Source organism: Serratia sp. CY33525, assembly GCF_052169115.1.
Lineage (GTDB): Bacteria > Pseudomonadota > Gammaproteobacteria > Enterobacterales > Enterobacteriaceae > Serratia > Serratia sarumanii.
Genome location: NZ_JBJNLK010000001.1, coordinates 168,659 through 189,544 on the forward strand (window position 1 = coordinate 168,659; position 20,886 = coordinate 189,544).

Consider the following 20,886-nt stretch of genomic DNA (forward strand, 5'->3'; position numbering starts at 1 on the left):
GAAAAAAACTACTGGACTGAATTGATCACGAACTCTTCAATCGCCTGCTGATTGCTCCACGACTTGGTCAACTTCACGGCCTCGGCCGCCTCAAGCCATTGGTAAGCGTGATGCTCGGTAATCACCGGATCGCGCTCCTCGGGCAACGCCAGACAGAACCAGTGCTCTTTATTGCGCGTGGTTCCCGGCGCATAGCGATGTCGCAAATGGACAAAGAGTTCAAACTCCACGCAGCGCTGGCAATCGAACAACGGCAGATGCTCTGCTTCGATATCGATGCCGACCTCTTCCATGACTTCACGCCGCGCGGCATGCGGCGGCGACTCATCCTGTTCCAGGCTGCCGGTGACCGACTGCCAGAACTCGGTATCGTCGCGCCGCTGTAACATCAGCACCCGACCACTGGATTTCGCGTAAATCACTACCAGGATAGATTCAGGGCGCTTGTAACTCATCACTCGCTCTCTTGTTCCGCACCGGCTTTCTTTACCACGCTGATCGCCAGCTCCTGCAGCGCAGCCGGGTTGGCGAAGCTCGGCGCGTCGGTCATCAGACAGGCCGCCGCGGTGGTTTTCGGGAAGGCGATGACGTCGCGGATGTTGTCGGTGCCGGTCAACAGCATCACCAGACGATCCAGGCCGAAGGCCAGGCCGGCGTGCGGCGGCGTACCGTACTTCAGCGCGTCCAGCAGGAAGCCGAACTTCTCGCGCTGTTCGTGTTCGTTAATGCCCAGAATGCTGAACACCGTCTGCTGCATTTCGCTGCGGTGGATACGCACCGAACCGCCGCCCACTTCGTAACCGTTGATCACCATGTCATAGGCGTTGGCGATGGCGTTGACCGGCGCTGCCGCCAGCTCTTCCGGGCTCATGTCGCGCGGCGAGGTGAACGGGTGGTGCATGGCCGCCAGGCCCCCCTCTTCGTCTTCTTCGAACATCGGGAAGTCAACCACCCACAGCGGTGCCCAGCTGTCGAGTTGGGTCAGCGCCAGATCGCGCCCCAGCTTCAGACGCAGCGCGCCCATCGCATCGGTGACAATCTTGACGCTGTCGGCGCCGAAGAACAGGATATCGCCGATCTGCGCGTCGGTGCGCGCCAGGATGCCTTCCAGCACGTCCGCGCTGAGGAATTTGGCGATCGGGCTCTGCACGCCTTCCATGCCGGCGGCGCGGTCGTTGACCTTCAGCCACGCCAGGCCTTTGGCGCCGTAGATATTGACGAAAGCGCCGTACTCGTCGATCTGCTTGCGGGTCAGCTGCGCGCCGCCCGGTACGCGGATCGCCGCCACGCGGCCTTTGGCGTCGTTGGCCGGGCCGGAGAACACTTTAAACTCGACGTCTTTGACCAGGTCGGCCACGTCCACCAGCTCGAGCGGGTTACGCAGGTCCGGCTTGTCGGAGCCAAAGCGACGCATCGCTTCGGCGAAGGTCATGACCGGGAAATCGCCCAGATCCACGCCCTTCACGTCCAGCCACAGCTCGCGCGCCAGCTTCTCCATCACTTCACGCACCTGATCGGCGGTCATGAAGGAGGTTTCGACGTCGATCTGGGTGAATTCAGGCTGACGGTCCGCACGCAGGTCTTCGTCGCGGAAGCATTTGACGATCTGGTAGTAACGATCGAAGCCGGACATCATCAGCAGCTGTTTGAACAGCTGCGGGGACTGCGGCAGCGCGTAGAATTTGCCCTTGTGCACGCGGCTCGGCACCAGGTAATCGCGGGCGCCTTCCGGCGTCGCCTTGGTCAGCATCGGCGTTTCGATATCGAGGAAGCCGTGGCTGTCCATGAAGCGGCGCACGAAGCTGGTGATTTTGGCGCGGGTCTTCAGACGCTCGGCCATTTCCGGGCGGCGCAGATCCAGGTAGCGGTATTTCAGGCGCGCTTCTTCGCTGTTGACCTGATTGGAGTCCAGCGGCAGCGGCTCGGAGCGGTTGATGATCTCCAGCGCGTGGGCGAACACTTCCACTTCGCCGGTGGCCATATCTTTATTGATCTGGCTGTCCGGACGCGCACGCACGGTGCCGACGATCTGGATGCAGAACTCATTGCGCAGGTCGTAGGCCTTGTCGAACGCCACTTTCTGGTCCGGATCGAAGAACACCTGCACGATGCCTTCGCGGTCGCGCATATCAATAAAGATCAGGCCGCCGAGATCGCGACGACGATTGACCCAACCACACAGAGTGACTTCCTGGCCCACGTGGGACAGATTCAACTGCCCGCAATATTCAGTACGCATACGCTATCCTTTTACACAGCCGATGCCGCGCCGGGCTACTGCGCCCCTGTCGCGCGGCTGTTATCTGATAAATTCTACTTGTTACCCGGTTTAAAATCCGTCGCATACCAGCCGGTGCCCTTAAGCTGGAAACCGGAGGATGAAATCAACTTGGTCAACGCGGGCTGCCCACACGCCGGGCAGTCTGCCAGCGGCGCATCGGAAAATTTTTGCAATTTCTCTAACCGATGGTTGCAAGCACCACATGCATATTCATAAATCGGCATAGGTCGTTGGATTAAAGAGTGTTGAAAAAAGGGAGTCATTATAAAGGAAATTCATCCGCCCGATAAGTGCGAACACAGCATTGTTACTGCACTAAATGGCGCGTTTTTGCTCGAATCAACACATCGGTTAACAAATTTCCCATTAACCTGCGACAGTTTTTTCACGTAGCCTGATTCTCCCCCGGTTTTGCGCCGAACGCAGCTCGCCCGGCGCGCCGATCAGTTTTTATCCACTTCGCAACGAGATGAAATCCATGCTGAAACTTGACGCCCAAACCACCGCTCTGGTGCTGATCGATTTACAAAACGGCATTCTGCCCTACGCCGGCGGCCCGCACAGCGCCGACCAGGTGGTGGCGAACGCCGCCCTGCTGGCCGCCCGTTTTCGTCTGCTGGGCGCGCCGGTGCTGCTGGTGCGCGTCGGCTGGTCAGACTCCTTCGCCGAAGCGCTGAAACAGCCGGTGGACAAGCCGGCTCCCGCGCCCGCCGGCGGCTTGCCGGCCAGTTGGTGGGAGTTCCCCACGCCGCTGGCGGTCTGCGACAGCGATATTCTGGTCATCAAGCGCCAATGGGGCGCCTTCTACGGCACCGATCTGGATTTGCAGCTGCGCCGTCGCGGCATCAAATCCGTGGTATTGGGCGGCATATCCACCAATATCGGCGTGGAATCCACCGCCCGCGCCGCCTGGGAGCATGGCTATGAGCTGGTGATCGCCGAAGATGTCTGCAGCGCGCAGAACGCGGAAATGCACCGTTTCGCGTTCGAACACATCTTCCCGCGTTTGGCACGAGTGCGCGACACCGGCGAAATTCTTGCCGCGCTCGAGCGGTAACGTTAAGTTGTAGCCTGATAAGCCAAGGACAAGTAAAGGAAGACGACGCCGTGATCTACATCGGACTGCCGCAATGGCAACATGCAGCCTGGAATCGCATCGGGCTGCGTGATTTGGCGGATTACAGCCGCTATTTCAACTGCGTGGAAGGCAACACTACCTTCTACGCGCTGCCGAAGCTGGAAATCGTGCAGCGCTGGCGCGACATGACCGGTGACGATTTTCGCTTCTGCTTCAAATTCCCGTCGGACATCAGCCACAAGGCCGCCCTGCGCAACTGCGCCGCCGAGCTGCAGGCGTTTTACCACTGCCTGAGCCCGGTGCATCAACGCATCGGCCAACTGTGGCTGCAGTTGCCCGCCGCCTTCGGCCCCGATGAGCTGCCGCGCATGTGGAAGTTCTTCGAAAACCTGCCGAAGGAATTCACCTACGGCGTAGAAGTGCGTCATCCGGCGTTTTTCGCCAAGGGCGAGGAAGAGCGTGCGCTGAATCAGGGATTGCACCAGCGCGGCATCAATCGGGTGATCCTCGACAGCCGCCCGGTGCATCACGCCGCCCCCAACACCGCCGCCGTGCGCGATGCCCAGCAGAAAAAGCCGAAGCTGCCGGTGCACGCTCTGGTCACCGCCGACCAACCGCTGGTGCGCTTTATCGGCGGTGACCAATTGGCCGACAACCTGCGCTGGTTCGAGGCCTGGCAGCAAAAACTGCCGCTGTGGCAGCAACAGCATCAGCCCTATCTGTTTATTCATACGCCGGACAACGGCGATTCGCCCCAGCAAGCGCAAAAAATTTGGCAGCAGCTACGGCTGGCGATCCCCGATTTGCCTGCGCCGCCGGACTGGCCAGAACAAGATGCACTGTTTTGACCTATTAATCTGACCAATAACATCAAATATTTCCCCGCGACAGTGAATACAATGACGGCTATGATGCTGGCTGCCAGTTTTGGTTAGGGAACGGAGTTAAAAATGGTAAGCGCGCTTTATGTGGTGCTCGGCGCATTGTTGTTGATCAAACTCTCTTATGACGTAGTCAGATTAAGGATGCAGTACCGCGTAGCCTATGGCGACGGCGGTTTCTACGAATTGCAGACCGCCATCCGCGTGCATGGCAACGCCGTTGAATACATTCCGATTGCTGCCGTCTTGCTGGTGATTATGGAAATGAACGGCGCGGAAATCTGGATGATTCACCTTTGCGGCCTGATGCTGATGGCCGGGCGACTGGTGCATTACTACGGTTTGCGCAACCGCGAGGTTCGCTGGCGCCGTTCGGGCATGGCCGCGACCTATATCTCTTTGTTGTTGATGGTTCTGGCAAATATCTTCTATCTGCCCTGGGATCTGATTTTCAGCCTGCACTGATCTCGTTTTATCATCAGGCGGCCGCGCCGCCTGCTTCCGCTCCGCTTTTTTGCGCTTTTCTGTTAGACTACGCAGCTTCGAATTCTGAACTGATTTGCCGCTATGCCAAACCGCGATACCCTTTTTTCCGCCCCCATCGCCAAACTGGGCGACTGGACCTTTGACGAACGCGTCGCCGAAGTGTTCCCCGACATGATCCAACGCTCCGTTCCCGGCTATTCCAACATCATATCGATGATCGGCATGCTGGCCGAGCGCTTTGTGCAACCCGACAGCCGGGTGTATGACCTGGGCTGCTCGCTGGGTGCGGCGACGCTGTCGATGCGGCGGAATATCAAGGTGCCCGGCTGCAATATCGTCGCCGTCGACAATTCGCCGGCGATGGTGGAACGTTGCCGCCGCCATATCGACGCCTTCCGCGCCGACACGCCGGTCGATGTCATCGAAGCCGACATTCGCGACATCGAGATCGAGAACGCCTCGATGGTGGTACTGAACTTTACGCTGCAGTTCCTCGAACCGGCCGATCGCCTGCGTCTGCTGGAGAAAATCTATCGTGGCCTGCGCCCGGGCGGCGCACTGGTGCTGTCGGAGAAGTTCAGCTTTGAGGACGCTGAAGTCGGCGAGCTGCTGTTCAACATGCACCACGATTTCAAACGCGCCAACGGGTACAGCGAGCTGGAGATCAGCCAAAAACGCAGCATGCTGGAAAACGTGATGCTCACCGACTCGGTGGAAGCGCACAAGGCGCGCCTGCAACAGGCCGGGTTCGAGCATGCCGAAGTGTGGTTCCAATGCTTCAACTTCGGTTCGCTGATCGCCCTGAAAGCGGGGGATGCGCAATGATCGAGTTCGGTGATTTCTATCAACGCATCGCCAAAAGCCCCCTCAGCCATTGGCTGGACACGCTGCCTGCGCAGCTGAGCGCCTGGCAACGCGAATCGCTGCACGGCAAATTCAAACAGTGGTTCAACTCGGTCGAGCATTTGCCGACGCTGACCCCAACCCGCCTCGATCTGCTGCACGGCGTGCGCGCCGAGATGGAGCCGGGCCTGTCGCCGGGCCAGCTTGAAGGCATCGAGAAAATGCTGCGCACCCTGATGCCATGGCGTAAAGGGCCGTTCTCGCTGTATGGCATCGATATCGATACCGAATGGCATTCCGACTGGAAGTGGGATCGCGTGCTGCCGCACATTGCTCCGCTGGCCGGCCGCACCATTCTCGACGTCGGCTGCGGCAGCGGTTATCACCTGTGGCGCATGATTGGCGCCGGCGCACACCTCGCCGTCGGCATCGATCCGATGCAGCTGTTCCTGTGTCAGTTCGAAGCGGTGCGCAAGCTATTAGGCGGCGATCAGCGCGCCCACCTGCTGCCGCTCGGCATCGAGCAATTGCCGGAATTGGCGGCATTCGACACCGTGTTCTCGATGGGGGTGCTGTATCACCGCCGCTCGCCGCTCGATCATCTGTATCAGCTGAAAAACCAGCTGGTGGCTGAAGGTGAACTGGTGCTGGAAACGCTGGTGGTGGAAGGCGATCGCCACCAGGTGCTGGTGCCGGGCGATCGTTATGCGCAGATGCGTAACGTGTATTTCATCCCTTCCGCCGAGGCGCTGAAATGCTGGTTGGAGAAGTGCGGCTTCGTCGACGTGAAGATCGCCGATATGTGTGTCACCAGCCTCGAAGAGCAGCGCCGCACCGACTGGATGACCAGCGAATCACTGGCCGAATTCCTCGATCCGAACGATCGCAGCAAAACGATCGAAGGCTATCCGGCGCCCCTGCGCGCCGTGCTGACCGCCAAAAAGCCCTAGCGCTCGCTAATCGGGCCGGCCAGGGCCGGCCCGACGTTACCCGTTGTTGACATCGACAATCCGCAGCTCATACACCATGGTCGCGTTCGGCGGGATCTGCGGCGCATAGCCCGTTTCACCGTACGCCAACGCCGGCGGCACCACCATCGTCAGCGAACCATGATTTTTCAGATGGCCGATCGCCTCGCGGAACAACGGCGGGTAGGCAGAGAGCGGCTGTGACATCACCTTCCCACTGCGATCCATATCCTGAATCACGCTGCCGTCGGTTAAACTTTCCTTCACCACGATGTCCACCCGCGCGTTTTCCTTAATGGCTTCATCACCCGCATACTCGATGCGATACCAGAAACCGGAAGGCGACTTCTGCGTGCCCTTTTTCTTTTTAAACTCGGTGACGAACGCCTCGCCCTTGCTGGTTTGCACCTTCGCTGCCTGGTTCCGGGCGTCGTTCACCGCTTTTTCCGACTCCGCCAGCGCGCGGGTCAACTGCGCATCGCTTAACTGGTAATGGCCGTTGAAGGTATCGATCACGCCCGCCAGCAGCACGGTTTTATCGGGATTGATGCCCCAATTTTTACGCTCCGCCAGCATCGTTTGAATATCGCGCCCCAAAGCGACACCGGCAGCATAGCTCTGTTGCGCCGGCTTTTTCTCGAGCGCCTGCGCATCCGGCAGCCATTTGGCGCGAGAGCGCAGCCCATCCAGCTCCTCACGCAATGCCTGCTGCGTTTGGTTGGCGTCCGCTAGCGCCAATGCGTTTTTTTTCGCCTGCTCCGTCGTTTTCGCCAGTTGCAGCGTTGATTTTTCGCTTTCCGCCACCGCCGTTGCCAGCCGCTGCGCCAATGCCTTCGCCTGCTCGGCTTGCGTCTTGTTTTTTTCCTGTAGCTGCGCCAGCTGTTGCTGAAGTTCACCCGTCGCCTTGGCGGCTTCGGCCTTTTGCTGTTCCAGTGCCGTTTTCAGGCTTTTCTCTTGCCGCTCGACCTGTTGGCGTTGTTCATCCAGCTCTTTCTGCCGCAGTGCCAGCTGTTGCTGAAGTTCACCCGTCGCCTTGGCGGCTTCGGCCTTTTGCTGTTCCAGCGCTGTTTTCAGGCTTTTCTCTTGCCGCTCGGCCTGTTGGCGTTGTTCATCCAGTTCTTTCTGCCGCAGTGCCAGCTGCTGCTGAAGTTCACCCGTCGCCTTGGCGGCTTCCGCCTTCTGTTGCGCCAGCTCAGCGGCGGCCGCTTGTTTGTCCTGCTCATAACGCTGGCGCGCTTTATCGTTGGCGGTCTGCGCCGCCGTCAGTTTCTCCTGCCAGGCGTTATCTGCCTGTTCAGGCAACGCCGCCAGCCGTTGTTCCAGCAAGGCGATACGCCGATCGCGCTCCTCGGTTTGTTGTTTTTCCTGCGCTAACGCTGCCTGCGTCTCGGCGATCTGCGCCTGAGCCTTGCGCTCCTGCGGCGTCAGGTTCAGCGCCCGTCGCACGCCGCTGGCGAAGTCGCTCAACGCGCTCAGATCGGGAGCAGCTGTCGGTTTATCGGCAGCCGTCAGGGACGACGCAACCCGCAACGCGGTCAGCTCCTGCTGCAGTGATTGAATAGCGGTTTGCTGTTGCTCCAATCGAGCCTCTTTCTCGCGCAGCGTCTTTTGCAACTGCGCCAGTTGCTTTCTCTGCGAGCTCGTTTCACGCGGTTGAACCGGCCGGGGCGCCGACTTTTGGGTTTCCCGGGAGGGAGTAACCGCGGCGTCAGCTGCCGGTGCGTCCTGCCGCTGGTAGCGCTCGGCGAACTGCAGTAATGCCGGCACATCGTCATCCGCTGCGGCCATCGCTGGCGCAAACGCCAGCGGTATCATCAGGCTCAGTAATGCCTTTCTCGCTCGAGGGGTCATTGGGCGCGCTCTCCGCGCTCAGCCAGGCCGGTCATCATGGCAGAACTGATGTCTGCGCACAGACGGCTGGTGCGGTAACGATACAGGGCGTCGACGGTTTCCTGCGTGCCCGTGTTGACCCGCTGGCGTACCCCGGCATACTGCGCGGCGCCGCCCATCAAGGTATCGAATTCGCGTTTGAATTTTTGGTATTTTTCGTTATCCATGCCGCGCATGGCATCCAACTCGCGCTGGCACTGCTGTATACGCTCGGCTTCACGCTGCCGCTTGTCTTGTTCCGCAATGTCTTCTGCACTGGGCGGCTTACTTAATGTAGAAACAGGCCGCTTGGCGGTCTGGCAGCCGCTCAGTGTCAAGGTCAGCAAAAGCGCAGCGGTCAAACAGTGTGCCGTTCGGGTCATTATCGTTATCTCCTTGTTAAGTCCGCCGCCAACGCGCTCCGCGGCTGCATCGACGGCTCTCCTCATTAATGCTGTGATGTTCCGGCCATAGGCCGGCGATGAACGGGTATGAAAATGCAGACGTGGCGATGAGCGGCAGAGCGCAAATCATTCACCACGAAAATGCATACCAAAAAATCATTTAATATTATGATATTTAAAGGATTTTAACTCACAAACTTATCAGCAGGGCATGATGAGCGCAAGAAGAGATGGGGGGCAGTGCGACAGAGAAACAGCGTGAAACGGGCACCGCGTCTTCGCAAGACATAAAAAAAGCCCCGGCAAAACGCCGGGGCCTGGTACTTGCGTGATCGCCGAGGGCTCAGTGACACGCAAAGGGGTCTTACGGCCCGGAAACCGGTTGTCAAACGCGGTTAGCTGCGTGTTTATGCGCTTTGCGCCAGGGGATCAACCAAGGCCAGCGCGTTTTTCATCGCCTCCACCATTTCGCCATCCACGCAATAATGGCTAAATTCGTCAAACTCGTTATCGGAGCACATGGTGACGCCCGCCTTGCGGTAACGCATGGTCGACGGCACCAGGTGACCGGAAGAGCTGTGCAGTTCATGCAGGCCAATATCGACAAACTTGTGCAGATTGCTGAGGCGCACGCCGGCACCCGCCATGATTACCGGGCCCTGACTGGCCTGGCGCAAATCGCGCAGCAACGGCAGGCCCAGTTCGGCGCTCTGCTGCTGGCCGGAAGTCAGAATGCGCGCCACGCCCAGCTCGCTCAGTTGCTCCAACGCCACCATCGGGTTCTGGCACATGTCGAACGCGCGATGGAACGTCACCGCCATGCCCTCGCACAGCCTCATCACTTCGCGCATGCGCGGCAGATCGATGTGCCCTTCTTCGTCCAGCATGCCAACCACTACGCCGGGGAACCCCATCTCGCGGATCTGGCGGAGATCCTGTTTGATCACCTCGAAATCCACCGCGCCGTAGCAGAAATCGCCACCGCGAGGGCGAACGATCGGATGCACCGGGATCGAAACCCGCTCGCGCGCCAGACGCAGCGTGCCATAGCTCGGCGTCAATCCCCCCTCGCTCTGGCTGGCGCACAACTCAATGCGATCGGCGCCCGCCCGTTCGGCCGTCAGCGCACAGTCGACGCTAAAGCAACAAACTTCCAGTTTTATCATTGTCACCCCCAGATAACGGCCAACATACGGCGGCAATTGTTCATTTCTTCATTTCTCACGTAGGCTCATGCATAGGCATAAACCGGCTCAGGGTTGTAACTATGGCATTCAATTTTGATCAATGGGTAGACCGCAGTCACAGTGACAGCGTTAAGTGGGATAAATATCGCGACCGCGACATCATCCCGCTTTGGGTCGCCGACAGCGATTTCACCTCACCGCCGGCGGTGATCGAAGCCCTGCAGCGCCGCGTGGCGCACGGCGTATTCGGCTACACTCACCCATCCCCTGATCTTATTGAGGTTTTTACCCGCCGCATGGTAGAGCGCTACGGTTGGCACATCAAGCCCGAATGGATCATTTTCCTGCCTGGGCTGGTGTGCGGCCTGAACCTGTGCGTGCGCGCCTGCACCGAAGAACACCAGAGCACGCTGGCCCCCTCTCCCATTTATCCGCCGTTTCGCAAAGCGGCCAAATTCGCCGGGCGCAAGCACCTCGCGGTGCCGCTGAAGGCGACCGGCCAACGCTGGGTGCTGGATTTTTCCTCGCTGCATGATCGGCTGAGCGGCAACGAGAAACTCCTGTTGCTGTGCAACCCGCAGAACCCCGGTGGCACCGTTTATCGCCGGGATGAGCTGTTGCAGCACCATCAGTTCGCTCGCGAACACGATTTAATCGTCTGTTCCGATGAGATCCACTGCGAACTGCTGCTTGAGCCCGGCGTGCGGCATATCCCTTTCGCCACCCTGAATGACGATGCGGCCCAACGCAGCGTGACGCTGATGTCGCCGTCAAAAACGTTTAATCTCGCCGGGCTCGGCGCCTCGATGGCGATCGTTCCCAACGAAGCGCTGCGACAAAAGCTGAAACGCGCGCGCAGCGGTATCGTGCCGGAGGTCAATCTGTTGGCGCTGGTGGCGGCGCAGGCGGCTTATCAATACGGGCAACCCTGGCTGGATGAGCAGTTGATTTATCTGCGCGCCAATCGCGATCGGCTGATAAAGCGTATCAACGCCATGCCGGGTTTGACGTTGCTGCCTGTCGAGGCCACTTACCTGGCCTGGATAGACTGCAGCGCGTTGCCGGTGGATAACCCGCATCAGTTCTTCGAACGTGCGGGCGTTGGGCTAAGCGCCGGTTTGGACTTTGGCGATCGGCACTTTGTGCGGCTTAACTTTGGTTGCCGATGGGCCCTGCTCGATGAAGCGCTCGATCGCATGGCGCGAGCCTGTGCGGCACTGCCTGGCTAACCTTGTTCGCTGGCGACGATGTCTCGAATGGAATAAGGATGAAACTTGATCGTGACCGTTCCGTCGGTGATGGCCAGCGTCGGGTTCGGCAGTCGTTCGCCCTCGCCTTTTGGCGAGCTTTGCTTCAGCTTGATCCCCGGTGCCAGCAACGCTTCATCGGCCAGGTGGCTCAACGCCCGGGCGTACAGCGTCTGCGGATCGCCACTGAGCACTAATTCGACGTGTTCCCAGCCTTCGTGCGGATAGCGTCTCTCCCCCGGATACGGCAGTTCGATGCAGTCTATCCGCCACGGCCCAACGGCCAGTGGCTGAGACAAATCGAACAGACAGATAGGTCGCCCGTTGATCATCGATTCGGACAGCAGTGTCCCGCACTGCATCAGCCCCTGGCGCCAGCGCTCGGCGGTGGCGTTCTGGTGACAGCGCAGAGAGATGTGATCGGCGGTAAACGCGGACAGATCAAGCCGCAATTTGGCGGCAAATTGGTGCAACGCCTGTTCGAAACGCGGCAGGTCGTGCTTCAGATCGTCAAGCTCGGCAATGGCCTGCAAGGGAGTGGTCATAGGAACCTCAAAACAACGGGGCGCAAAGTTAAACGCCGTAATTTACACGCTGGCGACAGCGCTCGCCAGCGTTGCGAGGTTTTTCGGCGGCAGTTCAGCATGATTTTTGGTTGCGGGCACGGAGAATAAAAGCCGGATTTTTATTAAGGTGACAGCTTATTAAATCAACGGAAAAATAAAAAATAAGATTTTTCGCAAGACATTATACCTTTTCTTTATGACGCTATGATTTAAGTTATTTTGCACACAATCCTCTGCAGGCCATTGGTCAAGCCGATTGAATCGCTGGGTTTAATCAAAACGACTCACTTATCAATGTCGCACAAATCCGCAATCACAACCCATTGTAAAAGAAGAAAATAAAACGCATTAATTGATTAAAAGCTAAGGATTATCTTAATTTACCCCCAGACAATTGATTCACCAAGACAACTCGGCTACTTTGGAGGAAATTTAAATTCGAGATGATCATTATGTTATTGCTGACGATATCCTTGGTGTTGATAATTATCGCCGTATACGCCATCTACCGTCATTTCAAATCACGCAGCGTCAACACGCTGGATGCCGGTCGCCGCAATAAAAAGCGCTAGCTTCGCAACTCTCCCCTCCGTACATTCTGTTCAGCTCATTCTGCTTTTCACCTTCCGGCAATCAACGCGCCGCATCCGACAACTGTTTCATCGCAGCGGCCGCGCCAACTGCTGACGGACTCCGTCAGATCGGTTACAATTGCAGGCTGTTTTGTGGCGGTCGCCCATCGCGCCCGCCACCGTTGAATCCCACAGGGGCTGGCTTCAGCCCCTCGTTCGTCATTAAGGTAACCCGGTGAATATTCAGGTTCTTCTTTCAGATAAAGTCAGCCAGGCGCTGATCGCCGCTGGCGCGCCAGCCGATTGCGAAGCGCAGGTCCGCCCTTCCGCCAAGGCGCAGTTTGGTGATTACCAGGCCAACGGCGTGATGTCCGTCGCCAAAAAGCTGGGCATGCCGCCCCGGCAGCTGGCGGAAAAAGTGGTGCAACTGCTGGATCTCGGCGACGTCGCCGGTAAAGTGGAAATCGCCGGTCCCGGCTTTATCAACATTTTCCTGAACAGCGACTGGGTCGCCCGCCAGGCCGACCAGGTGCTGAACGCACCGAAACTGGGCATTGCGCCGGTTGAGCCGCAAACCATCGTTATCGACTACTCCGCGCCGAACGTGGCGAAAGAAATGCACGTCGGCCATCTGCGCTCCACCATCATCGGCGACGCCGCGGCGCGTACCCAGGAGTTTCTGGGCCATAAAGTGATCCGCGCCAACCACGTCGGCGACTGGGGCACCCAGTTCGGCATGCTGATTGCCTACCTGGAAAAAATGCAGAACGAAAACGCCAGCGACATGGGCCTGTCCGATTTGGAACAGTTCTATCGCGAAGCCAAGAAGCATTACGACGAAGACGCCGAGTTCGCCGAGCGCGCGCGCGCTTACGTCGTCAAGCTGCAGGGCGGCGATCAGTACTGCCTGAAAATGTGGCGCAAGCTGGTCGACATCACCATGGCGCAAAACCAGCTGACCTATAACCGCCTGAACGTCACGCTGACCGAAGACGACGTGATGGGCGAAAGCCTGTATAACGCGATGCTGCCAGGCATCGTCGCCGATCTGAAAGCCAAAGGGCTGGCGGTGGAAAGCGAAGGTGCCACCGTGGTGTTCCTCGACGAATACCAGAACAAGGACGGCGATCCGATGGGCGTCATCATCCAGAAAAAGGATGGCGGCTATCTCTACACCACCACCGATATCGCCTGCGCCAAGTACCGCTACGAAACCCTGGGCGCCAATCGCGTGCTGTATTACATCGACTCCCGTCAGCATCAGCACCTGATGCAGGCCTGGACCATCGTGCGCAAGGCCGGTTACGTGCCGGACTCCGTCTCGCTGGAACACCACATGTTCGGCATGATGCTGGGCAAAGACGGCAAGCCGTTCAAAACCCGCTCGGGCGGTACGGTGAAGCTCTCCGATCTGCTGGATGAGGCCATCGAACGCGCCGAACAGCTGATCGCCGGCAAAAACCCGGACATGCCGCAAGACGAAATGAAGACCGTGGCCCGCGTGGTCGGCATCGGTGCAGTGAAATACGCCGATCTGTCGAAAAGCCGCACCACCGACTATGTCTTCGACTGGGATAACATGCTGGCCTTCGAAGGCAATACCGCGCCTTATATGCAATACGCCTATACCCGCGTGGCATCGGTATTCAAGCGCGCCGGGATCGACGAAAGCAGCCTGACGCTGCCGCTGACGCTGACCGAAGAGCGTGAAATTGCGCTGGCTACCCGCCTGCTGCAGTTCGAAGAGGTACTCACCACCGTCGCGCGTGAAGGCACGCCTCACGTCATGTGCAGCTACCTGTACGATCTGGCCGGCTTGTTCTCCGGTTTCTACGAGCACTGCCAGATCCTGAACGCCGACAGCGAAGAAGCGCGTCAGAGCCGCCTGAAGCTGGCGCTGCTGACCTCGAAAACGCTGAAAACCGGTCTGGATACGCTGGGCATCGAAACCGTCGAACGCATGTAAACCGCACCGCGCGGAAAGCAAAAAGGTCGCCTGAGCGACCTTTTTTTGTTCTTGCTTTCGGCTCAGGCGGCGCGGCGCGCAAAGTCGCGCGGGCGGAAGCCCAACCCTACCAGCACGCCAAAGTAGGCCACCACACCGGCCACCACCACCGCAGCCAAACGCAGCAAACGTTCCAGCATATTGCCCTGATCCCAGGCCGGCATCAGCCACATCACGCCAATCAGCACCGCCGACATCACCAGCACGGCGATCACCAGCTTGGTAAGGAACAGCGCCCAACCCGGCTGCGGCTGGAAGATCTTCTGCTTGCGCAGCTGCCAATACAGCAGCGAGGCGTTCAGGCAGGCTGCCAAACCGATCGACAGCGCCAGGCCGGCATGCTTCAGCGGGCCAATAAACGCCAGGTTCATCACCTGCGTCATAATCAGCGTGATGATGGCGATCTTGACCGGCGTTTTAATGTCCTGCCGCGAATAGAAGCCCGGCGCCAGCACTTTAACCACGATCAACCCCATCAGCCCAACCGAGTAAGCCACCAGCGCGCGTTGCGTCATCGCCGCGTCAAAGGCGCTGAACTTGCCGTACTGGAACAGCGAAACGGTCAATGGCTTGGCCAAAATGCCGAGCGCGATGGCGCTCGGCAACGCCAGCAAGAAGCACAGACGCAGCCCCCAATCCATCAGGCGCGAGTACTCGTCATGGTTGCCGCTCGAGAAGCTTTTGGCCAGCGACGGCAGCAGGATGGTGCCCAGCGCCACGCCCAGCACGCCGGAAGGAAACTCCATCAGGCGGTCGGCGTAGTACATCCAGGACACCGAGCCGGACACCAGGAACGAAGCGAAAATGGTGTTGATGATCAGCGAGATTTGGCTCACCGACACCCCGAGGATCGCCGGCCCCATCTGGCGCATCACTCGCCAGACCCCGGCATCGCCCAGCTTGAGGCGCGGCAGCACCAGCATGCCTATCTTGCGCAGATGCGGCAGCTGATACCCCAGCTGCAGCACGCCGCCCACCACCACCGCCCAGGCCAGCGCCAGCACCGGCGGGTTGAAATACGGAGCGGCGAACAGCGCGAAACCGATCATGCTGACGTTAAGCAGCGTTGGCGCAAAAGCCGGGATCGAGAAGCGGTTCCAGGTATTGAGGATCGCCCCCACCAGCGACGCCAGTGAGATCAACAAAATATAGGGGAAGGTGATGCGCAGCAGCGCCGACGTCAGGGCAAACTTGTCGGGCGTATCGGTAAAGCCCGGCGCAGTAATGTAAATAACCCAAGGGGCGGCCAGCATCCCCAGCACCGTCACCACCGCCAGCACCAGCGTCAGCAGCCCGGAGACATAGGCAATAAAAGTGCGCGTCGCCTCTTCACCCTGCTGGCTCTTGTATTCGGCCAGGATCGGCACGAAGGCCTGCGAAAACGCCCCTTCGGCAAAGATACGGCGTAACAGATTCGGGAGTTTGAACGCCACGAAAAAGGCGTCCGTTGCCATGCCGGCCCCGAACACGCGCGCGACGATCGCATCGCGGGCAAAGCCCAACACCCGCGAAAACATCGTCATCGAGCTGACGGCAGCCAAGGATTTGAGTAGGTTCATGTGGTTGTCTGATAGGTACCGTAAATATCAACGCCTGCAACAGCAGGCGTCAGTGAAACAATCGGCTCAGTTTACGCATCCGGAAAAGAATAGCTACCGCCATATGTTACATAGAGTTATCCCGCAGCAAACGCTCGACCACCCGCTGGGCGGCCAGCGCCTGTTCGCCGCCGGTTTCCGGCGCGCTCTGATTGGCGACGGCATCAAGGAAATGCCGCACCGCCCCGTCGAAGCCGCGTTGCACCAGCGTGCTTTGCCAGCCCGGCACCGGCTGCTCCAACTCGCCCTGCGCATCTTCACGCAGCCAGTGGCGCATATCGGTCAACTGATACAGCGCGCCGTCGGTCACCGCCTGCACGCTTTCGCGCTGGCTGCCGCCGCGGCGATGCATACTGGTCGTCACCTGCGTGTCGCCGCAGGCGAAGTGATGCTCGGCGTACAGCATTTCACCGGCGGCGTTGGCGCGCAGGCTGCCGCTCAGCAGTTGCTCCCGCCCGCCCGCCAGCCACAGCGCAGTGTCCACCACGTGCAGGTAATCATCCAACAGGGTAAAACGCAGATCGTACGGGCCGACGCTGTCCGCCCGATGTTTATCCATGCGAATGGAGGCCGGCTGATTCATTTGCTGTTTGAGCTGCCGGTAAAGCGGCGCGAAACGGCGGTTGAACCCTACCATCAGCGTTTTGCCTCGCCGCTCGGCCTGCTCAAGCAGCTGCTCGCCCTGCTCCAGCGTCTCCGCCAGCGGTTTATCGACGTAAACGTGCACGCCGCGGTTCAGCAGCTCGCCTATCACCGAAAAATGGCTGGCGGTGCTGCTGTGAACAAAGACCGCATCGCACTGTTCGGCCAGGCTGTCCAGCCGGGAGAAACAGGCCATACGGTAGCTGTCGCACAGCGGCTGCGCTTTTTGCTGATTGGGCGAAAAACCGCCCACCAGCGTCCAATCCGCCGCTTGGCCGAGGATTGGCAGATACGCCTTCTGCGCGATACTGCCCAACCCCACCACGCCTACACGCAATTTAGTCATTCGCATCCCTCGCCAACAGCTGTTGCAACTGCCGTTTCAGCTCCGCCACTTCGCTTTCCAATGCGCTGACTCTGGCGCTCAGTTCGCCGTCGTCCTCAGCGTCGAACGCCGCCGGCGGCGCTTCATCAATCTGGCCGCTGAACAGATGCATGAACCGGCTTTCGCGCTTGCCCGGCTCACGCGCCAGGCGCACCACGAACGGGCCATCTTCGCGCGTGGCCAGTTGCTGCAGCACCTGTTCGACCTCGCTGACATCGCTGAACTCGTGCATCCGATTGGTGCGGGTGCGTAACTCGCCCGGCGTTTGCGCGCCGCGCAACAGCAAGGTGGCGATCACCGCCAGTTCGGCAGGCGAGAGTTTCAGCTGGCCGAACTCGGAGTTGCAAAACCGCTGTTCGTACTTCACCACCCGATTGCCGAACCCGCTGAGGGTGCGCAGGAAATGTTTGCGCAGCAACAGATCGAGCAGTTGCTGCACTTCGCTTTCGCTCAGGTCCATCACCGGTTCGCGGTTGGTTTTTTGGTTGCATGCCAGCGTAATGGCATTCAGCGAAAGCGGGTATTGATCCGGTGTCGTGACCTGTTTTTCCAACAGACAGCCGATAACCCGGGCCTCTCTGGCGTTCAATTCATATTTCATCGTTTGGCCTCAACGTGGGGGTAGCCACTCTTTATTGGTGTATGCCGTCAAAACGTGGTCTTGCCACTGGCCGTCGATCAGCAGGTAATCCTTGGCGTAACCTTCGCGTTCGAATCCCAGACGCGTCAGCAATGCGCCGCTGCGCTGGTTGTGTGGCATATAGTTGGCCATGATGCGGTGCATGCGCTGTTGGCGCAGCATATAGCGGATGGCGGACTGCAAGGCTTCGAACATCAGCCCTTGCCCCTGCCACTTTTCCCCCAGCGAATAGCCGAGGAAACAGGCATGAAACGAACCGCGCAGCACGTTGCTGAAGTTCGCCACGCCGCGCACTTCCTGCTCTTCTGGATCGAGCAGGATAAAATAGTAGGCGCTGCCCTGCTTTTGCATTTCGGTGATCATGCCCAGACGCGCCTGCCAGCCGGAAGGATAACAGTGGCTTTCGTCGCGCACCGGCTCCCAGGGTTTGAGAAAGGCTCGGTTCTCGGCATAATAATCCGCCAGACGGTAGGCATCCCGTTCATTCACTAAACGGACCACCATCCGGTCGGTTGTAAGACGTACTTTTGGCGATGCAGAGCGATAGCCGAACATCATTTCCCCCGCAGTCAAAACGGTTCGATAAGAAGTATTTATTGGGAAGCCGCGTGGATAATTATCCGGCGCCGATCTGATGCCATGACTTTATTTTGCCAATAGCGCCTCAGAACCGCACTTCCCCGCATTCAATATAACCGTAGCCCGCCCCCGAGGTAAAATCCCGGTCGCTCAGTAAATCGCCGAATACGCGTTTTACGGCGTTTTTCCGCCCATTTTGCAGCACAGGTAACACCTTGACGATAAAAAAATATTATCTACACGCCCCCTGTCGCCGTAGGGGAATTGGGTAGAGAATGGAAGCGTTGTTCTCCCCTCTTTCTTTAATTGCTCATGGTGAAGCATGTCTCTGGTGTCGCAAGCACGCAGCTTGGGTAAATATTTTCTGTTGCTCGATAATCTGCTGGTGGTTTTAGGCTTCTTTGTCGTTTTTCCGCTTATTTCGATCCGCTTTGTCGATCAATTAGGATGGGCAGCGCTGATCGTCGGCATCGCGCTGGGTTTGCGGCAGCTGTTGCAACAAGGGCTCGGCATCTTTGGCGGTGCCATCGCCGATCGCTTCGGCGCCAAGCCGATGATCGTCACCGGCATGTTGCTGCGCGCCGCCGGTTTCGCCACCATGGCGATGGCCGATGCCCCCTGGATCCTGTGGTTCTCTTGCGCGCTGTCCGCCCTCGGCGGCACGTTATTCGATCCGCCGCGCACCGCTTTGGTGATCAAGCTGACCCGCCCACACGAACGCGGCCGTTTTTTCTCGCTGCTGATGATGCAGGACAGCGCCGGAGCGGTGGTCGGCGCGCTGATCGGCAGTTGGCTGCTGCAGTACGACTTTCACTTTGTCTGCTGGGTTGGGGCGGCGATCTTCGTGCTGGCCGCCGGCTGGAACGCCTGGCTACTGCCGGCTTACCGCATCTCTACCGTGCGCATACCGATGAAGGAAGGCATGTTGCGGGTCCTGCGCGATCGCCGCTTCCTCACCTATGTCCTGACGCTGACCGGTTACTACATGCTGGCGGTGCAGGTGATGCTGATGATGCCGATCGTGGTCAACGAAATCGCCGGTTCACCGGCGGCGGTGAAATGGATGTATGCGATTGAAGCGGCGCTGTCGCTATCGCTGCTCTATCCGCTGGCGCGTTGGGGAGAAAAACACTTCCGGCTAGAGCAGCGCCTGATGGCGGGCCTGTTGCTGATGACGCTCAGCCTGCTGCCGATCGGTCTCGCCACCAGCTTGCAGGGCGTGTTCACGCTGATCTGCTGCTTCTATCTGGGATCGATCATCGCTGAACCGGCGCGCGAAACGCTGAGCGCTTCGCTGGCCGATCCGCGTGCGCGCGGCAGCTATATGGGCTTCAGCCGCCTCGGCCTGGCGCTGGGCGGCGCGTTGGGTTATACCGGCGGCGGCTGGATGTACGATACCGGCCGGACGATGAACATGCCGGAGCTGCCCTGGTTGCTGCTTGGAGCAGTAGGCTTCGCTACGCTGCTGGCGCTGTACTGGCAGTTCAGCCCGCGGCGCAGTGCGTCGATGATGCTGCGCGGCGGTTGACGCCATAGAAATCCGGCCGAATCGGCAACAGCTGCTATCCTGTTAGTAAAAACACCCACAGGAGCCCGTCGGCATGAGTGAAGAAGCAAAATTACCGCAACTACTCGAACATATGATACTGAACTTGCGCATGATTTATGCGCGCGCCACCCTGGTGGAGAAGGCGCTGGCCCATATCCTCGCCAGCGACGCCGGCCTGAAAAACGATATTATCAAACAGCTGCAGGTCGTCACCGCCGCCAACGAACGTGACCGAATCGATCTGGATGAAGCTCGCATTCACCTGATCGATGTGCTCAACTCAGTACCGGCCAAGAAATAACGCCCCCTGGCCCGCGCCGATGCGCGGGCAATTTCGCAATAACGCACCATCCAACACACGCACGTCAAGACAGCCTCGATAAGCTGTGGTAACTATTGCTGTTAAAACCTGACAACCCGGAGCAAGCATGAAACTGTTTATTTACGATCATTGCCCATTCTGCGTGAAAGCCCGCATGATTTTCGGCCTGAAACGTCTGCCGATTCGCCTGGTCACGTTGCTCAACGACGATGAAACGACTCCGTTTAACCTGATCGGCCAAAAAATGGTGCCTATCCTGGTCAAAGACAACGGTGAAGCGATGCCGGAAAGCCTGGATATCGTGCGCTATGTCGATGCTCTGGACGGCAAGCCGGTACTGACCGGCCGCACCAACCCGGCCATCGCCGAGTGGCTGCAGCGGGTCGGCGGTTACAGCGCGAAATTGTTGTTGCCGCGAATTGCGCATGCCGATTTCGAAGAGTTTGCCACCGACAGCGCCCGCCGTTACTTTATCGATAAAAAACAGGCGTCAATAGGGGATTTCGCCGAGCATCTCGCCAATAGCGCCGATCTGATCGCCCAGTTGGAAGCCGATCTGCAAGCGCTGTCGCCGCTGATCGTCTCCGCCGACGCGGTGAACGGCGAACTGTCCGAGGACGATATTCACCTGTTCCCGCTGCTGCGCTCATTGTCGATCGTCGCCGTGGTTGCGCTGCCGGATAACGTGGAAGCCTACCGCAACCGCATGGCGCAGCGCAGCGAGGTGCCGTTGCTGCTGGATATGGAACAATAACGTTTGAGCAACCAAAAGGATATGGCGTAC

21 protein-coding genes are annotated in these 20,886 nt (G+C 58.9%); 10 read left to right on the top strand and 11 right to left on the bottom strand.

Features of this window, described 5'->3' with window-relative positions; genetic code table 11:
- Positions 1 to 8: 8 nt before the first annotated feature.
- The 3 genes from nudB to ACJ8IM_RS00805 all read right to left on the bottom strand — a co-directional run bounded on the left by nudB (position 9) and on the right by ACJ8IM_RS00805 (position 2,544).
- The gene (nudB, locus tag ACJ8IM_RS00795) at positions 9 to 455 is read right to left on the bottom strand and encodes a dihydroneopterin triphosphate diphosphatase (protein WP_004932373.1); all 447 of its coding nucleotides are present in this window, start codon (positions 453 to 455) and stop codon (positions 9 to 11) included.
- Entirely contained in the window at positions 455 to 2,239 is a 1,785-nt protein-coding gene (gene aspS, locus ACJ8IM_RS00800) for an aspartate--tRNA ligase (protein WP_033654403.1), read from the bottom strand. The genes nudB and aspS overlap by 1 nt, the downstream gene beginning before the upstream one ends.
- A gap of 74 nt (positions 2,240 to 2,313) precedes the next feature.
- A complete protein-coding gene (locus ACJ8IM_RS00805; protein ID WP_320204121.1) occupies positions 2,314 to 2,544 on the bottom strand; it encodes an FmdB family zinc ribbon protein in 231 nt (76 codons plus the stop codon).
- 215 nt (positions 2,545 to 2,759) lie between these two features.
- Here ACJ8IM_RS00805 and ACJ8IM_RS00810 point away from each other — a divergent pair, with 215 nt between their 5' ends.
- From ACJ8IM_RS00810 to cmoB, 5 genes are all read left to right on the top strand, one after another.
- Positions 2,760 to 3,338 (top strand): hydrolase, encoded by a 579-nt coding sequence (locus ACJ8IM_RS00810; protein WP_033654441.1) that lies wholly within the window; start codon positions 2,760 to 2,762, stop codon positions 3,336 to 3,338.
- Positions 3,339 to 3,391: 53 nt separating this feature from the next.
- The gene (locus ACJ8IM_RS00815) at positions 3,392 to 4,207 is read left to right on the top strand and encodes a DUF72 domain-containing protein (protein WP_103798925.1); all 816 of its coding nucleotides are present in this window, start codon (positions 3,392 to 3,394) and stop codon (positions 4,205 to 4,207) included.
- Between the two features lie 102 nt (positions 4,208 to 4,309).
- Positions 4,310 to 4,705, top strand: a complete 396-nt coding sequence (locus ACJ8IM_RS00820) for an MAPEG family protein (protein WP_004932387.1) — start codon at positions 4,310 to 4,312, stop codon at positions 4,703 to 4,705.
- Between the two features lie 102 nt (positions 4,706 to 4,807).
- The gene (gene cmoA / locus ACJ8IM_RS00825; RefSeq protein WP_033634856.1) at positions 4,808 to 5,551 is read left to right on the top strand and encodes a carboxy-S-adenosyl-L-methionine synthase CmoA; all 744 of its coding nucleotides are present in this window, start codon (positions 4,808 to 4,810) and stop codon (positions 5,549 to 5,551) included.
- Positions 5,548 to 6,519, top strand: a complete 972-nt coding sequence (cmoB, locus tag ACJ8IM_RS00830) for a tRNA 5-methoxyuridine(34)/uridine 5-oxyacetic acid(34) synthase CmoB (protein ID WP_033654405.1) — start codon at positions 5,548 to 5,550, stop codon at positions 6,517 to 6,519. Before cmoA ends, cmoB begins: the two co-directional genes overlap by 4 nt.
- Before the next feature lie 36 nt (positions 6,520 to 6,555).
- On the opposite strand, the gene ACJ8IM_RS00835 is transcribed toward cmoB, so the two are convergent.
- The 3 genes from ACJ8IM_RS00835 to cutC form a co-directional block, all read right to left on the bottom strand.
- Complete coding sequence (locus tag ACJ8IM_RS00835) at positions 6,556 to 8,388, bottom strand: FKBP-type peptidyl-prolyl cis-trans isomerase N-terminal domain-containing protein (protein WP_033654406.1); 1,833 nt, start codon at positions 8,386 to 8,388, stop codon at positions 6,556 to 6,558.
- Positions 8,385 to 8,789, bottom strand: coding sequence for a hypothetical protein (locus tag ACJ8IM_RS00840; protein WP_033654407.1), 405 nt, complete (start codon positions 8,787 to 8,789; stop codon positions 8,385 to 8,387). The genes ACJ8IM_RS00835 and ACJ8IM_RS00840 overlap by 4 nt, the downstream gene beginning before the upstream one ends.
- Positions 8,790 to 9,217: 428 nt before the next feature.
- Positions 9,218 to 9,976, bottom strand: a complete 759-nt coding sequence (gene cutC / locus ACJ8IM_RS00845; protein WP_033634860.1) for a copper homeostasis protein CutC — start codon at positions 9,974 to 9,976, stop codon at positions 9,218 to 9,220.
- Between the two features lie 101 nt (positions 9,977 to 10,077).
- Here cutC and ACJ8IM_RS00850 point away from each other — a divergent pair, with 101 nt between their 5' ends.
- Positions 10,078 to 11,226 carry a MalY/PatB family protein gene (locus ACJ8IM_RS00850; protein WP_033654409.1) on the top strand — a complete coding sequence of 383 codons (1,149 nt, stop codon included), beginning with the start codon at positions 10,078 to 10,080 and terminating at the stop codon, positions 11,224 to 11,226.
- On the opposite strand, the gene ACJ8IM_RS00855 is transcribed toward ACJ8IM_RS00850, so the two are convergent.
- Entirely contained in the window at positions 11,223 to 11,789 is a 567-nt protein-coding gene (locus ACJ8IM_RS00855; protein WP_033654410.1) for a VOC family protein, read from the bottom strand. The two genes, ACJ8IM_RS00850 and ACJ8IM_RS00855, sit on opposite strands and share 4 nt — an antisense overlap.
- Before the next feature lie 828 nt (positions 11,790 to 12,617).
- Between ACJ8IM_RS00855 and argS the strand changes: the two genes are divergently transcribed.
- On the top strand, positions 12,618 to 14,348 hold the full coding sequence (argS, locus tag ACJ8IM_RS00860; protein ID WP_033654411.1) for an arginine--tRNA ligase: 1,731 nt from the start codon (positions 12,618 to 12,620) through the stop codon (positions 14,346 to 14,348).
- A 62-nt stretch (positions 14,349 to 14,410) separates the two neighbouring features.
- On the opposite strand, the gene murJ is transcribed toward argS, so the two are convergent.
- The 4 genes from murJ to rimJ form a co-directional block, all read right to left on the bottom strand.
- Positions 14,411 to 15,946, bottom strand: coding sequence for a murein biosynthesis integral membrane protein MurJ (murJ, locus tag ACJ8IM_RS00865; RefSeq protein ID WP_033654412.1), 1,536 nt, complete (start codon positions 15,944 to 15,946; stop codon positions 14,411 to 14,413).
- Positions 15,947 to 16,052: 106 nt separating this feature from the next.
- Positions 16,053 to 16,973, bottom strand: coding sequence for a Gfo/Idh/MocA family protein (locus tag ACJ8IM_RS00870; protein ID WP_033654413.1), 921 nt, complete (start codon positions 16,971 to 16,973; stop codon positions 16,053 to 16,055).
- Positions 16,966 to 17,613 (bottom strand): YceH family protein, encoded by a 648-nt coding sequence (locus ACJ8IM_RS00875; protein ID WP_033647660.1) that lies wholly within the window; start codon positions 17,611 to 17,613, stop codon positions 16,966 to 16,968. The genes ACJ8IM_RS00870 and ACJ8IM_RS00875 overlap by 8 nt, the downstream gene beginning before the upstream one ends.
- A gap of 9 nt (positions 17,614 to 17,622) precedes the next feature.
- A complete protein-coding gene (gene rimJ, locus ACJ8IM_RS00880) occupies positions 17,623 to 18,207 on the bottom strand; it encodes a ribosomal protein S5-alanine N-acetyltransferase (RefSeq protein WP_033638511.1) in 585 nt (194 codons plus the stop codon).
- A gap of 346 nt (positions 18,208 to 18,553) precedes the next feature.
- On the opposite strand from rimJ, the gene mdtH reads away from it, so the two are divergent.
- The 3 genes from mdtH to grxB all read left to right on the top strand — a co-directional run bounded on the left by mdtH (position 18,554) and on the right by grxB (position 20,856).
- Entirely contained in the window at positions 18,554 to 19,759 is a 1,206-nt protein-coding gene (gene mdtH / locus ACJ8IM_RS00885) for a multidrug efflux MFS transporter MdtH (protein WP_033654414.1), read from the top strand.
- 73 nt (positions 19,760 to 19,832) lie between these two features.
- Positions 19,833 to 20,081 (top strand): hypothetical protein, encoded by a 249-nt coding sequence (locus tag ACJ8IM_RS00890; RefSeq protein WP_033634870.1) that lies wholly within the window; start codon positions 19,833 to 19,835, stop codon positions 20,079 to 20,081.
- A gap of 127 nt (positions 20,082 to 20,208) precedes the next feature.
- Positions 20,209 to 20,856 carry a glutaredoxin 2 gene (gene grxB / locus ACJ8IM_RS00895; protein WP_101455584.1) on the top strand — a complete coding sequence of 216 codons (648 nt, stop codon included), beginning with the start codon at positions 20,209 to 20,211 and terminating at the stop codon, positions 20,854 to 20,856.
- Positions 20,857 to 20,886 lie beyond the last annotated feature (30 nt).

Bases quoted from the DNA above. Each gene is read 5' to 3' on its own strand.
- ACJ8IM_RS00820 (WP_004932387.1), top strand. From the start codon at position 4,310: ATGGTAAGCGCGCTTTATGTGGTGCTCGGCGCATTGTTGTTGATCAAA.
- murJ (WP_033654412.1), bottom strand. From the start codon at position 15,946: ATGAACCTACTCAAATCCTTGGCTGCCGTCAGCTCGATGACGATGTTT.
- cutC (WP_033634860.1), bottom strand. From the start codon at position 9,976: ATGATAAAACTGGAAGTTTGTTGCTTTAGCGTCGACTGTGCGCTGACG.
- cmoB (WP_033654405.1), top strand. From the start codon at position 5,548: ATGATCGAGTTCGGTGATTTCTATCAACGCATCGCCAAAAGCCCCCTC.
- mdtH (WP_033654414.1), top strand. From the start codon at position 18,554: ATGTCTCTGGTGTCGCAAGCACGCAGCTTGGGTAAATATTTTCTGTTG.
- rimJ (WP_033638511.1), bottom strand. From the start codon at position 18,207: ATGTTCGGCTATCGCTCTGCATCGCCAAAAGTACGTCTTACAACCGAC.
- ACJ8IM_RS00850 (WP_033654409.1), top strand. From the start codon at position 10,078: ATGGCATTCAATTTTGATCAATGGGTAGACCGCAGTCACAGTGACAGC.
- ACJ8IM_RS00855 (WP_033654410.1), bottom strand. From the start codon at position 11,789: ATGACCACTCCCTTGCAGGCCATTGCCGAGCTTGACGATCTGAAGCAC.
- nudB (WP_004932373.1), bottom strand. From the start codon at position 455: ATGAGTTACAAGCGCCCTGAATCTATCCTGGTAGTGATTTACGCGAAA.
- grxB (WP_101455584.1), top strand. From the start codon at position 20,209: ATGAAACTGTTTATTTACGATCATTGCCCATTCTGCGTGAAAGCCCGC.
- ACJ8IM_RS00870 (WP_033654413.1), bottom strand. From the start codon at position 16,973: ATGACTAAATTGCGTGTAGGCGTGGTGGGGTTGGGCAGTATCGCGCAG.
- ACJ8IM_RS00875 (WP_033647660.1), bottom strand. From the start codon at position 17,613: ATGAAATATGAATTGAACGCCAGAGAGGCCCGGGTTATCGGCTGTCTG.
- ACJ8IM_RS00840 (WP_033654407.1), bottom strand. From the start codon at position 8,789: ATGACCCGAACGGCACACTGTTTGACCGCTGCGCTTTTGCTGACCTTG.
- ACJ8IM_RS00890 (WP_033634870.1), top strand. From the start codon at position 19,833: ATGAGTGAAGAAGCAAAATTACCGCAACTACTCGAACATATGATACTG.
- ACJ8IM_RS00805 (WP_320204121.1), bottom strand. From the start codon at position 2,544: ATGACTCCCTTTTTTCAACACTCTTTAATCCAACGACCTATGCCGATT.
- aspS (WP_033654403.1), bottom strand. From the start codon at position 2,239: ATGCGTACTGAATATTGCGGGCAGTTGAATCTGTCCCACGTGGGCCAG.
- cmoA (WP_033634856.1), top strand. From the start codon at position 4,808: ATGCCAAACCGCGATACCCTTTTTTCCGCCCCCATCGCCAAACTGGGC.
- ACJ8IM_RS00810 (WP_033654441.1), top strand. From the start codon at position 2,760: ATGCTGAAACTTGACGCCCAAACCACCGCTCTGGTGCTGATCGATTTA.
- ACJ8IM_RS00835 (WP_033654406.1), bottom strand. From the start codon at position 8,388: ATGACCCCTCGAGCGAGAAAGGCATTACTGAGCCTGATGATACCGCTG.